This is a genomic window from Rhodococcus jostii RHA1 (genome assembly GCF_000014565.1).
GTDB lineage: Bacteria > Actinomycetota > Actinomycetes > Mycobacteriales > Mycobacteriaceae > Rhodococcus_F > Rhodococcus_F jostii_A.
On the sequence record NC_008268.1, the window covers coordinates 6,056,089 to 6,068,935 of the forward strand.

Annotated in this window: 12 protein-coding genes and 1 tRNA gene; 10 read left to right on the forward strand and 3 right to left on the reverse strand. The window is 67.7% G+C overall.

Going from position 1 to position 12,847, the window contains the following annotated elements:
• Positions 1–18: 18 nt before the first annotated feature.
• From RHA1_RS27485 to RHA1_RS27525, 8 genes are all read left to right on the forward strand, one after another.
• The gene (locus RHA1_RS27485) at positions 19–939 is read left to right on the forward strand and encodes a UTP--glucose-1-phosphate uridylyltransferase (RefSeq protein WP_011597778.1); all 921 of its coding nucleotides are present in this window, start codon (positions 19–21) and stop codon (positions 937–939) included.
• A 19-nt stretch (positions 940–958) separates the two neighbouring features.
• Complete coding sequence (gene glp / locus RHA1_RS27490) at positions 959–2,218, forward strand: molybdotransferase-like divisome protein Glp (protein ID WP_005238688.1); 1,260 nt, start codon at positions 959–961, stop codon at positions 2,216–2,218.
• 25 nt (positions 2,219–2,243) lie between these two features.
• A complete protein-coding gene (locus RHA1_RS27495) occupies positions 2,244–2,879 on the forward strand; it encodes a GNAT family N-acetyltransferase (RefSeq protein ID WP_011597779.1) in 636 nt (211 codons plus the stop codon).
• Positions 2,880–3,152: 273 nt separating this feature from the next.
• Complete coding sequence (gene sepX, locus RHA1_RS27500) at positions 3,153–3,893, forward strand: divisome protein SepX/GlpR (RefSeq protein WP_009478893.1); 741 nt, start codon at positions 3,153–3,155, stop codon at positions 3,891–3,893.
• A 97-nt stretch (positions 3,894–3,990) separates the two neighbouring features.
• Positions 3,991–4,066 (forward strand) — tRNA-Ala (locus RHA1_RS27505).
• A gap of 544 nt (positions 4,067–4,610) precedes the next feature.
• Positions 4,611–5,504: a hypothetical protein gene (locus RHA1_RS27515; RefSeq protein WP_011597781.1), complete on the forward strand. Its 894-nt coding sequence runs from the start codon at positions 4,611–4,613 to the stop codon at positions 5,502–5,504.
• 2 nt (positions 5,505–5,506) lie between these two features.
• On the forward strand, positions 5,507–6,007 hold the full coding sequence (locus RHA1_RS27520; RefSeq protein ID WP_011597782.1) for an ImmA/IrrE family metallo-endopeptidase: 501 nt from the start codon (positions 5,507–5,509) through the stop codon (positions 6,005–6,007).
• Positions 6,007–7,020, forward strand: a complete 1,014-nt coding sequence (locus RHA1_RS27525) for a hypothetical protein (protein ID WP_011597783.1) — start codon at positions 6,007–6,009, stop codon at positions 7,018–7,020. Before RHA1_RS27520 ends, RHA1_RS27525 begins: the two co-directional genes overlap by 1 nt.
• 14 nt (positions 7,021–7,034) lie before the next feature.
• On the opposite strand, the gene RHA1_RS27530 is transcribed toward RHA1_RS27525, so the two are convergent.
• Positions 7,035–8,453 carry a glucose-6-phosphate dehydrogenase gene (locus RHA1_RS27530; RefSeq protein ID WP_011597784.1) on the reverse strand — a complete coding sequence of 473 codons (1,419 nt, stop codon included), beginning with the start codon at positions 8,451–8,453 and terminating at the stop codon, positions 7,035–7,037.
• 133 nt (positions 8,454–8,586) lie between these two features.
• A complete protein-coding gene (locus tag RHA1_RS27535; RefSeq protein ID WP_005238699.1) occupies positions 8,587–9,003 on the reverse strand; it encodes a helix-turn-helix domain-containing protein in 417 nt (138 codons plus the stop codon).
• A 644-nt stretch (positions 9,004–9,647) separates the two neighbouring features.
• On the opposite strand from RHA1_RS27535, the gene RHA1_RS50635 reads away from it, so the two are divergent.
• Positions 9,648–9,791: a hypothetical protein gene (locus RHA1_RS50635; protein ID WP_005561362.1), complete on the forward strand. Its 144-nt coding sequence runs from the start codon at positions 9,648–9,650 to the stop codon at positions 9,789–9,791.
• 139 nt (positions 9,792–9,930) lie between these two features.
• Complete coding sequence (locus RHA1_RS27540; protein WP_009478900.1) at positions 9,931–10,770, forward strand: SDR family oxidoreductase; 840 nt, start codon at positions 9,931–9,933, stop codon at positions 10,768–10,770.
• 3 nt (positions 10,771–10,773) lie between these two features.
• On the opposite strand, the gene RHA1_RS27545 is transcribed toward RHA1_RS27540, so the two are convergent.
• The gene (locus RHA1_RS27545; RefSeq protein ID WP_011597786.1) at positions 10,774–12,819 is read right to left on the reverse strand and encodes an ABC transporter ATP-binding protein; all 2,046 of its coding nucleotides are present in this window, start codon (positions 12,817–12,819) and stop codon (positions 10,774–10,776) included.
• Positions 12,820–12,847 lie beyond the last annotated feature (28 nt).

Below are 12,847 nucleotides of genomic sequence, written 5' to 3' on the forward strand. Positions count from 1 at the left end.
CACAGTTATGGTGTGGGCATGACAGACGCCGCACCGCACACCGCCAGCGCCTTTCGCACGGCTGTCGTGCCCGCAGCGGGAATGGGCACGCGATTCCTCCCCGCGACCAAGACCGTGCCGAAAGAGCTGCTCCCGGTCGTGGATACCCCGGGTATCGAACTCGTGGCCGGAGAGGCCGCGGATTCCGGTGCCGGCCGGCTCGTGATCGTGACGTCGCCGGGCAAGGATGGAGTGGTCGCCCACTTCGTCGAGGATCTCGTGCTCGAGAGCAAGCTCGAGGCCAGCGGCAAATATCACCTGCTCGAGAAGGTGCGCAAGGCTCCCGGCCTGCTCGAGGTGGAGTCCGTCGTCCAGGATGAGCCTCTCGGCCTGGGCCACGCGGTCGGCTGCGCGGAGTCGGTCCTCGACGACGACGAGGACGCCATCGCCGTGCTCCTCCCGGACGACCTGGTGATGCCGCGCGGAGTGCTCGAGACGATGTCGCGGGTTCGCCGCAAGCGCGGGGGCACCGTCCTCTGCGCCATCGACGTCCCCAAGGATCAGGTGAGCTCGTACGGCGTCTTCGAGGTCGAGACGGTTCCCGACGCCACCAACCCCGACGTCCTCAAGGTCACCGGCATGGTCGAGAAACCGGCCATCGAGGATGCGCCGTCCACGTTCGCCGCCGCAGGTCGCTACCTCCTCGACCGCGCGATCTTCGATGCGCTGCGGCGGATCGAACCCGGCGCCGGCGGGGAGCTCCAGCTCACCGACGCCATCGCCCTCCTCATCAAGGAAGGCCATCCCGTTCACGTCGTCGTGCACCGAGGCACGAGACACGATCTCGGAAATCCCGGCGGCTACCTCCGCGCTGCGGTTGACTTTGCGTTGGACATGGACGAGTACGGCCCGTCGTTGCGCGAATGGCTGATCGACCGATTGAAGCGGACGGATTCCTAGAAGCTCGGGAGGCAAGAACTTGCGGTCGGTCGAGGAGCAACAGACGATCGTGACCGCGGCCGCAGTGGCGCCGCGGCCGGTCCGTGTGGCGATCTCCGAAGCCCAGGGGCTGTTGTGTGCCGAAGAGGTGGTCACCGAGCGTCCGCTTCCCGGTTTCGACCAGGCTGCGATCGACGGCTATGCCGTCCGCAGCGTCGACGTCCAGGCCGCCGGAACCGACATCCGCGACGACGACGGTGCGCCCGTCGAACTGTCGCTTCCCGTGGTCGGTGAGGTCACGGCCGGTTCGCGGCAGCCGATCCGGCTGCAGCCGCGTCAGGCCGTCAAGGTCGACACGGGTGCACCGCTCCCGACGCTCGCCGACGCCGTCCTTCCGCTCGACCGCACGGACGGCGGCCGGGCCCGCGTCAAGATCTACAAGCCGGTCCGCTCCGGCGACTACGTGCGCCGGGCCGGCGACGACGTGCAGCCCGGAGACGTCGCGGTCCGGGCGGGCACCATCATCGGAGCCGCCCAGGTGGGGTTGCTGGCGGCGGTGGGCCGAGACAAGGTGCTCGTACACCCCCGGCCCCGGCTGTCCGTCATCTCCGTCGGCGGCGAACTCGTCGACGTCGACCGGACCCCCGGTCCCGGCCAGGTCTACGACGTCAACTCCTACGCGCTGGCCGCCGCCGCCCGCGACGCAGGCGCCGACGTCAACCGGGTCGGTATCGCGAACGCCGACGCCCGTCGCCTGCGCGAGGTGGTGGAGGGTCAGCTGATCCGTTCCGAGATCGTCGTCATCGCGGGTGCCGTCGGTGGCGGCGCCTCCGAGGACGTGCGGGACGCACTCGCCGATCTCGGCAACCTCGAGGTCGACCGGGTCGCGATGCATCCGGGATCGGTCCAGGGTTTCGGTCAGCTGGGCCGGGACGAGGTCCCGACGTTCCTGCTCCCGTCCAACCCGGTGAGCGCCCTCGTGGTCTTCGAGGTGATGGTGCGCCCACTGATCCGCATCGCGCTGGGGCGCAGGCAGCCGATGCGACGCGTCGTCACCGCTCGCACCGTCGCGCCGATCACGTCCATCGAGCACCGCAAGGGTTTTCTCCGCGGTCAGCTCATGCGCGACGAAGCCACGGGGGAGTACCTCGTCCAAGCTCTCGGCGGGGCGCCGGGCGCGTCCTCGCACCTGCTCGCCACGTTGGCCGAGGCCAACTGTCTGGTCCTCATCGACCCCGAGATCACCGAGGTCCGGACCGGTGACCAGGTGGACGTGGCCTTCCTGGCGCAGCGGGGCTGATGGCACCGCGACAGTGTGAGACGGGATGACACAGCATCCGGGTTGGCCGCCGCATCTCGGGCCCCTGCGCGTGAAGGGTGGCGTCGTCACCGTGCGCGCCATCAGGTTGCGTGACGCGTCGGCGTGGAGCCGTCTGCGCACCCGCGACCGCGCGCACCTCGAACCGTGGGAACCGACCGGGGAGGCGCCCTGGGAAGCGCGCCACCATATTTCGGGATGGCCCGGACTGTGCAGCAGTTTGCGTTCGGAGGCCAGGAAGGGTCGCATGCTGCCGATGGCCATCGAACTCGACGGCAATTTCTGCGGCCAGATCACGATCGGCAACGTGGTGCGGGGTGCGCTGCGCTCCGCCTGGATCGGGTACTGGGTGGCCAGCGACGTCAACGGGCTCGGGGTGGCCACCGGCGCGCTCGCGCTGGGGCTCGATCATGCCTTCGGACCCGTGGGGCTGCACCGCGTGGAGGCCACCGTGCGTCCGGAGAACCTGGCGAGCCAGGCGGTGCTGCGCAACGTCGGCTTCCGCGAGGAGGGTCTCCTCAAGCGCTACCTGGACGTCGACGGGCAGTGGCGCGACCACATTCTGGTCGGCATGACCGTCGAGGACGTGCCCGGCACGGTGGCGGATTCGCTCGTGCGGAGTGGCAAAGCCACTTGGGGCTGACCGCAGAACGGACATGGACAAACGTCCAGCTACGCGGCAGTTATCTCACGGTATCAAAGCTTCCTGACCGGGGCTCCGCTTTCGGCGAGTCTTTGCCGGATCGTTCTCTCTGCCTTATCGGGGCATGTCGAGCACCACATTTTCGCGTTACGCATGTGACACCTGAGTATGGTGAGATCGGCGCGTCTGCGAAGATGTGCGTGTTCATGCGGTTAGCCTGGGTGGGTCAACAGCGGTATCCATGCTGGTAGACGATTGGGAGGAGGTCGCCGTATGCCGAACTCGTTTCTCTGGATCGGGCTCGTCGTCGTGTGGCTCTTCGTCCTGGTCCCGATGCTGGTGAACAACCGCCCCCGGATTCGACAAACCAGTGACGCAGCACTCGCGACGCGCGTGCTGCACCGCGGTGACGAACGTCCCGTGCAGCGTGGACCCGCGGCTGGACACCGCAGCGATCCGTACTGGCAACCGGAACCGGACCACTACGGCTACGACGCGGAGGACCTTGTGGACACTCACGCAGAGGAAGACGAGTTCGACGGTGAGCGGGCACCGGTCGGTGAGTACGTACCGGCGCGCCGGGGGCGTGGCGGCTTCGACCCCGAGGCCGACGCGATCGCGCGCGAGGCCCGGTATGCGTTCCGGCAACGGTCGGTTCTCGGGCTGGTGTTCGCGACAATCATGTCGGCGGCGCTCGGGCTCATCATCTCCCCGCTGATGTGGTGGGCGTTCGCGGCCGGTGTGGTCGGCCTCTTCGGGTATTTGGCGTATCTGCGCCGGCAGGTTCAGATCGAGCAGGAGATCCGTCGCCGGCGGACCGCCCGACTCAACCGGTCGCGGTTGGGTGTCGAGTCCCGCAGCGACGAGGAACTCCGCCTCATCCCGGCCCGGTTGCGGCGTCCGGGCGCCGTCGTCCTCGAAGTGGACGACGAGGACCCCGAATTCGATCATCTCGAACACTTCGACGACGCGCCGATGCAGCAGGCCACGATGCGCCGAGCTGCCGGTGAGTAGCCGGGTGAATCGGGCCGAAAGCCACGTCGGTGTAGGCGATTCGCTCCCGCCGCGGGTGGCCTGCTAGAGTTTGCCGAGCGGATCGCAGGATCCGCACGGGGCTGTGGCGCAGTTGGTAGCGCGCTTCGTTCGCATCGAAGAGGTCAGGGGTTCGATTCCCCTCAGCTCCACCACAGAAGAGGCACTCACTCCATCCGGAGAGGGTGCCTCTTCTGCATTCCGACCCAGGTGAGCGTCGTCGTCAGGGGTGCGAGAGCGTGGCACCGTGCGAATGGCCGACTCTTGGATTTGCCAAAAGGTAACTGAATGCTGTGTACTGTCCGTAGGTCATCAAGGGGTCGATCGCACGGGGTGGAAATACATGCAGGCAATGGACAAGATCTCGAAGTTCTTGGAACCGGCGACGGTGGTCGCGACCATCACCGCGACGATGTTGCTGGTGAACGTCCTGTGAACTCCGGCCGACCAACCGACGTCGCGAGGGCCGCGTCGGAGACGCCGACCTTCCGCTGACCGCTCAGCACCTCCAGGCCGCAACGCCGAACCCGCAGGGGTTCTCGGAAGCTGCTCGAGTCCCACCTGGCTCGGGCACCGCTGGTGGTGCCGGTTCCCCGACATTTGCACCACCAGCACCTCTACTCGATTCGCTCGATACCATGACAGCGGCGACGTCGCCGTAGACGTGGTGTCGTGTCGTGAATACGAGGGGGGTGCACAGTGAGCGCGCGTCGTGCTGTTCGAAGGCTGACCATGGTCGGACTGGCGCTGGCCTTCTTGTCCGGGCTCGGCTGGGTCACCGTCTCGGTGTTCCCGTCCGACGCCTCCGCCGACCCCCAGTACCACGACTGCGCCAGTAGTCGCGGCTGCGGCGGAGAGCCCAGCGAGACACGGGAACCGAGCGAGACACGGGAACCGAGCGAGACACGGGAACCGAGCGAGACACGGGAACCGAGCGAGACACGGGAACCGAGCGAGACACGGGAACCGAGCGAGACCGGGAAGCCCAGCGAGACGGCCGAGCCGTCCGAGACCACGGAACCGTCCGAGACGACCGAACCGACGGAGACGTCGACACCTTCGACATCACGGGTCGTGGTCGCTCCGCCCCGTCCGATCACGTTGCCGCCGGTGGGCGAACCGACCATCGCGCGCCCGGACACGTCCGGGGACGACGATTCCGGAAACGACTCGGCTTCCGATGCTGCGGAAGCCGCTCCGGGCTCGGAGGGTCCTGCAGCACCCCCGCCGTCCGGGGGAGCGCCGGCCGGAGGTTCCGGGTCCGGAACCGCCGCGGCAGCTCCGGGAACGAGTGGTCCCGAAGATTCCGCACTCCAGGATCAGCCTGCCGGGGAGGCCCCGAGCGGCGACGGCCCGTCGCCCGCTGCGGGCGCACCGGCCCAGGACGATCCGGCCGCCGCGCCGCCGGGAATGGTTCCGGTGGTCCACAGTGAGCCGTTGCCTGCGATCACCGTTCTCGGTGGGGTCGGCGTTCTGCTGTGCTGCGCCGGCGGGGCGGGTGCGCTGACCTTCAAGGGTGCTCGCGCACAACAGGCGCGCATCGCGGCCGCGCGGGCGGAATTCTTCCCGCCCGCTTCGAGTGGAGGGATGTAGTCGTGGGGGCGAACAGATCTCATCGTCGGGTAGCGGCGGCCGTGGATGCGGTGTGTGACGCGGCGGCCCGGGCCGAAGCCGTGTCACTCCGGCACGTGGTGGACGCGGTGGCCCGCGAACGGCAGCGTCCCATCGAACTCGACTTCACGAAGCCGATGGCACCCGGTGTGTGCGGCCAGAGGCGCGCGTACCCGGACCGGGACGTGATCGTGCTGGCGCCGGGCCTGCCCGACCTCGACCGCACGCTTGCGCACGAGCTGGGTCACATCGTGTTTCGGCACGAAGGAGCCGAGATCGTCGCCGCGACGCTCGAAGCCGGTGACGATCTGATCGCCTACATGCTCAGCCAGCGGTCGCGACGGCGGGGAGACGAGCAGCCGTCCGACGAGGTGGCCGAGTGGGAGGCCGAGACGTTCGCGTCGATGCTGCTCATCCGGTTGAACACGATGCAGGGGCGCGGAACTCCCGTGTCCGTGCTCCGTTACGACGAGGCGATCGGCTGATGGGCTGGCTGGTTGCGCTCGTCGTCTGGACTGCCGCGGGTGCCCGGATCGGCCGGGTCGCCGCGCGTCAGCCGACGCCGCTGCGCGTGGCGATGGTGGTGGCCGTGTCCAGCGCGGCCCTCGCGTCCACGTTGGCCGTTCCGGACGTCGCCGGGCGCCTCGACACCGTGGCCCCGGGAGTCGGGCTGTCGGAGATCGTCCTCGAACTGGCGTGGACGCTGTTCGCCGCCGCGAGCGCGGTCGGCGCGATCTCCGTGTGGCCGATACTCCCGCGTCCTGCGCTGCGTGCCGTCGCCGTGGTCGTCTACACCGTGGCCGTCGTGCTCGGAATCGGGCTTGCCGGTGGATATCCCGTTCCCGCGCTGGTGTTCATCGTGATCGCGCTGACCGCGGTGGTCGTGACCGGAGTCCGGCACGTCGCGTGGACACCGCTCGGCCGCGGAATCTCACTGATCGTGGTCGGATCGGCGATCGTCCTGGCTGCGGCGGTCGTCGGACTGGTGCGTGAGGTGTCGGGCGAGACGTGGGCCGTCGGCTCCTCGCCGGCGTACACCGTCGCGGCCGTGATCGTCTCGGTCGGCACCGTCTGGGTGCTCGTCGAAACGTGGCTGCGCGCTCGACAGGACCTGCGCCGCATGAACACACTGCATTCGGTGCTCGTTTCACGGTTCCCCGAAGTGGTCGAGGGCGACGGCAAGGGGAGCACGACCGTCCTCCGCGCCTCCGACGCCGTCGCACACGTCATGGATGCGCTGTACCTGCAGGCGGGCGCGGGCATGCTCGAGACGGACGAACAGGATCTTCCGGAATCGGCCGCCGAACGCGCCCGGATTCTCGCCCGCTGGATCGACGACCCGGTCGCCTCGGACGTCCTCGACACCGAGTGGATCGCGCCGCCTCAGGGCATGTCGCCGCGCCGATGGGTGCTCGATCTGGCGGACGCGTACGCCGACGTCCGGAAGTCGGCCCCCGTTCCTGCGAAGGCGGACACCGTCGAATCGGTCGCGGAATAGCCTTCAGCCGCCGATCAGTCCGGCGAACCGGTGACGAGCCACCCGCAGGGCGAGGCGAGGTCTTCGGCCTCCGGCGGTCCCATGGATCCCGCGGGGTACGGCTTGGCCGGGGGAGGGTCACGCAGCAGTGCGTCGGCGACGGCCCAGACGTGCGCCAAGCCGTCGGGGCGCGTGAACAGCGACCGGTCGCCGTGCAGGACGTCGAGGATGAGCCGCGAATACGGTGCGAGGGCGTGGGCGAGCGGCACCGTGTCGAGGGGCAGTCCCAGGTGGCCCACCGTCAGGCTGTCGTCGGGTCCGGGTTCCTTGACCACCATGGAGATGTCGATCTCGCCGTCCCCGGACAGATCGAACGTCAGGACGGCGCCGTCCGGCGGAATGTCCGTGAGCGGGCCACGGGGACTTCGGAAGACGAGGCTGACCCGTTGCCGGCTGACACCCAGCATCTTTCCGGTCCGGAGGAGGAACGGCACCCCACGCCAGCGGTCCGTGTCGACCCACAGCCGTGCGGCGACGAACGTCTCCGTCGTCGAATCGTCCGCGACACCGTCGACGTCGCGGTACCCCTCGTACTGGCCGAGCACCACGTCGGCCGTGTCGAGGGGGCGGAACGCCCCGATCACGGATTCGCGGGCGGATTGGAGATCGTCGGCGCCCAACGTCTCCGGCGGTTCCATCGCGATCTCGGCGGCGACCTGGAACAGGTGTGTCACCAGCATGTCCAGGACGGCGCCGGTGGCGTCGTAGAACCGGGCGCGGTCGTCGATTTCGAGTGTCTCGGGCACGTCGATCTGCACCTGCTCGACGTGTTCCCGGTTCCAGACGCCCTCGATCAGCCCGTTGGCGAAGCGCAGGATGTGCAGATTCTGGGTGCTCTCCTTGCCGAGGAAATGATCGATTCGGTAGATCTGCTTCTCGTCGAGGACGTGGTGCACGGCTTCGTCGAGTTCGGCGAACGCCTCTCGAGACGTCCCGAACGGCTTCTCGTACACGACGCGTGCGCCACGGGCCAGGTCGTGCGTGCCGAGCGCGCGGGTGGTTTCGGCGAACGTGCTGGGTGGCAGGGCCAGGTAGTGCACCAACTGCGCGTCTGACGCGTCGAGGTCTTCCCGCGCCTGCCGAACGGTCGCGGGAAGTGTTCCCGGGTTGTCCGGGGTGAAACCGCCGCCGGCGAATCTCAGCCGCCGGGCGAACGCCTCCCAGTCGGTGTCGTCGTGCGGCACGGCGAACTGGTTCAGGACGTCGCGCACGTGGTCGCGGAACTGGTCGTCGGAGACGTTGCCCCGGCCTGTGCCGATCAGCATCCACTCGGAGTTCAGGAGCCCCGACTGGGCGAGTTGGAAGAACGCGGGGAGGACCATGCGTTTGGACAGGTCCCCGGTGGCACCGAAGAGGACGAAGATCGTGGGACCGAGCTGCGGTCTGTCAACCATTGCTCCATCATGCGCCACGCGGGCACACAGGGCAGGGCATTCCGGCGGTGTCGTCCGGTGTCGTCCGGTGCGTTTCAGCCGGACGTCGGATGCAACCTGCGGCGAACCCGTTGCCGCCCAACGGCTCCGGTGATCAGCGGGACGCGTCCGGCGGGACCTCCGGCAACCCCTCGCTGGCACGAAGTTTCTCGGCCATCGTGGTGAGCAGGTTCTGCGACTCTTCGGAGAGGTCGAACGCGCGGCTGGAGAGCTTGCGTAGTCCGTATCCCTGGAGTTGCGAGAGAAGCTCGAGATCGTGGTCGATCTTCGCGGCGTAGATGTCGTTGAAGAAGTAGTCGGGCTTCACCTTGAAGAAGCGAGCGAAGGCCGCGACCGTCTCGTCGGAGGGGTTGGTGCGTTGTCCCGACCGGAGTTGGGAGATGTAGGGCTTCGAGATCTGATGTCCGTCTGCGATGAGTGCCGCCGCGACCTCAGCGTTGGTATGCGGTTTACGTCCCGGAGGGTGGACCGTGTCGAAAAGCTTGTTCAACCGCGCAGCAAAATCTGCCATTGTGAGCCGCCGGGTCCTCTCTCGTGCGCGCGTCAGTCGTGTGAACGACACCGTACCACGATGATAACCGATTGATAACTCACGGACATAGAGGCAAAACGTCGTCCGCCGATGCCGCGCTTATCTCATATATGTTTCAACGACTGGCTGCTGTGCGCTCGCGGATCGCCGACATTTCGGGCGTCCTCTGCGCTCGTCACGCGCGTTCTACCGTTGAAAGTTCAAGAGAGGCGTCGGTGCGTGGCGCGCGAAGGCTGCCTCGCCGGTTGCGGTCGCCGGCACGCGTGCGTGGTTGCCGTTTCAATCACTGGAAGTTAGCTGGCAATGTCGTAGGGGTGTGTGCCGTGGGGCGGTGGTGCCTATAGTCCCAGTTCAGCGCCATTGTGTTGCGTTGCGCATCGCAACGTAGCGAGGTCGCTCGCGGCCCGCGGGGCCTGGTGAACACTACTGTGAAGTAGGGGCATTCGCACGGGCGCCGGGCCGCGCGCCGCCGATCCGACTCTCGGTCGCCGCGTGATCCGTGCGGCTCCGCTCCGTCTAGTTGGACATATGTCCAGCTCAGGCGGGGTTCCGCCGCTCCGGCACGCCCCTCGAGTCTGGCCAAATCTGAAGCCGACGGGGATGATTGTGATATGGAACACAGAATGAGTGACGCCGAGCTTCGGAAGGCGATTCGAGTTCTGCGCGAGCGCGCCGACGACGCCCGGCACCGAGGAAACGACGACGACGCCAACGGAATCGAGAGGACGATTCGTACCTATCAGGAAGAAATGACTCAGCGGTTGTGAACCGTCACGAACCGGCCCGGCGCGGGCCGGTTCGCGTTTCTTCTCGGGAAGGGCGCCCTGCAGTTGCGTGCGCGCAATCAGATTGCGTGCGTAGACTTCCAGCCGACACGGATCGGTGACGACGGGGGCGCGCACGGCTATGGCGATCAAGACGCTGGACGGCAAGAACTGCCTGATCACGGGTGCAGGTAGCGGGATCGGGCAGGCGACCGCCCTGGCGGCCGCGGCGGAGGGCGCCGAACTGTTCCTCACCGACATCAACGAGGTCGGCCTGGCTCAGACGGTCGAACAGGTCGGCAGCCGCGGGGGCACCGTCAGCTTCTCGCGCGCGCTCGACGTGTCCGACTACGACGCCGTCGCCGCATTCGCCGCCGACGTGCACGATCAGTTCGGCAGCCTCGACGTCGTGATGAACGTCGCCGGCATCTCCGCGTGGGGGACGGTCGAGAATCTCGAACACCGCCACTGGAAGTCCATGGTGGACGTCAATCTGATGGGCCCGATCCACATCATCGAGAGTTTCCTGCCCCCGATGGTGCGGGCAGGACGCGGCGGTCACCTGGTCAACGTCTCCTCCGCCGCCGGTCTGCTGGCACTGCCGTGGCATGCGGCTTACAGCGCAAGCAAATTCGGGCTCCGCGGAGTGTCCGAGGTTCTGCGATTCGATCTCAAACGGCACGGCATCGGCGTGAGCCTCGTGGTTCCCGGCGCGGTCAAGACGCCGCTGGTGGGCACGGTCGAGATCGCCGGGGTCGATCGCGACGACCCGCGCATCCAGAAGGCCATCCACCGCTTCGAGAAGCGGGCCGTCACGCCCGAGAAGGTCGCGTCCTGCATCATCGCCGGCATCAAGAAGGACCGGTACCTGGTGTACACGTCGCCGGACATCCGGTTCGGCTACTGGTGGGCCCGCAAATTCTCGCCGCCGTACGACTTCGTGATGCAGAGGGCCAACGACCAGTTCAGCAAGTTCCTGTAGGAGCTAGAACTCTCCGCCCCGACCGGGGGCGCTCGGGGCCAGAACCGTCCCGTCGGTGAATCGGACGCCGTCGGTGCACCGGCACTCGACCTGCCCGCCACCGAACTGCTCGGCGTGGAGCCGCGCGTACAACCCTTGTCGTGCAAGGAGTTCGGTGTGCGTTCCGCGTTCGATCAGCGTTCCCTCGTCGATCACGAAGATCACGTCGGCGTGCTGAATGGTGGACAGCCGGTGGGCGATCGCGAGGGTGGTGCGTCCGCGCATCACCTCACCGAGTGCCCGCTGGACGAGTCGCTCGGAAACCGTGTCGAGTGCGGACGTCGCCTCGTCGAGGATCAGTACGCGGGGGTTCTTCAGCAGTACCCGCGCGATGGCCAATCGCTGCTTCTCGCCACCGGACAGGCGGAATCCTCGTTCGCCCACCAGGGTGTCGTATCCGTCGTCGAATCCGAGGATGCGGTCGTGAATGTTGGCGGCCGCCGCCGCGGCCTGCAGTTCGGCATCGGTCGCGTCCGGTTTGGCGTATCGAAGGTTGTCGGCGATCGAGGCGTGGAACAGATACGGGTCCTGGGTGACCATTCCGACCGCCTCGGCGAGCGAGCTCATGGTCAGGTCGCGCACGTCGTAGCCGTCGACGCGGACGGCGCCACTGTCCACCTCGTACAGGCGCGGGACGAGGTAACAGAGCGTGGTCTTGCCTGCGCCGGACGGTCCGACGAAGGCGGCGAGCTGACCCGGCTCGATCTCCAGGGACGTGCCCGCGACCGCCCAGCGCCGGCTGCGACGTTCCGCCGGTTCCGTGTCGGGCGCCGCCGCCGGGAAGCGAGGCGCGACGGCCGCGACGCCGCGCATGCCACCGCCCCCACCGCCGCGCCCCAGGCTGCGCAGTGCCACCGGGTCGGGGTCGGCGGTGGCGAGCCGGACGGGCGCGGGATACGCGAAGTACACGTCGTCCAACTCCACCCGCCCGGGGGAGTCCGCGGGCAACTCGACGGCGTCCGTGCGGTTCACGATAGCGGGTTGCAGATCGAGGTACTCGAAGATGCGGCGGAACAACGCCATCGACGTCTGGACGTCGAGAGTCACCCGCATCAGCGAGACCAACGGTTGCAGCAACCTGGCCTGCAGAGTCGAGAACGCGACGAGTGTGCCCGCCGAGAGCGCCGCGGAACCGCCGCTGACGAGATACCCCGCCAGCAGGTACACGAGTGCGGGAGTGATCGCCATGAACGAGCTGACGACGGCGAAGAAGCCCTGGCCCGTCATGGCCTGCCGCACCTGCAGTTCGGTCTGCCGCGCGTTCTCGGTCCGATACCGGTCGAGCTCGGTGTCGGCCTGGTTGAACACCTTCGTCAGCAGAACACCCGAGACGCTCAGCGCTTCCTCGGTGATTGCGGTCATGTCCGACAACGACTCCTGCGTCTTGCGCGCCAGAACCCGTCGCCGGGCGCCGACCCGCCGCTGCAGGTAGACGAAGCCGGGGAGCAGTGCGACCGCGAGAAGCGTCAGCTGCCACGACAGCAGCAGCATCGCGATGAGGGACGCGGTCACGGTGACGACGTTCGACAGGATGCTCGACGCCGTGGACGTGAGGACGGACCGCACCCCGCCGACGTCGTTGGCCAGACGCGATTGGATCGAGCCGGTCTTGGTCGACGTGAAGAACGCCAGTTCCATCTTCTCGAGGTGGGCGAACAGACGCTCCCGGAGATCCGCCATCGACAGGTTGCCGACCTTGGTGGTGAGGTAGCTCTGGCCGACGCCGATCAGCGAACCCGTGAGCGTCACCGCGATCATGGCGACGACCAGCCACAGCAGCAGTGTCAGATGGACACCGCTGCCGTCGGTGGGAAACAGTGCGCGGTCGAACACCGCCTTCGTGAGGAAGGGATTCACGATGCCGAGCAGTGAGGACACGACGATGGCGGCCGCGACGAGCACCAGCCACCCGCGGTAGGGATGCAGGAGCGCCCAGATGCGGGGGAGCAGCGAAGACTCGGCGGGTGCCTCCGAGGCCTGCTGTGTCGATGAGGAACCGGTCGCGGGCATCTCCCCATCGTGCCCATCCGCCGCGGTC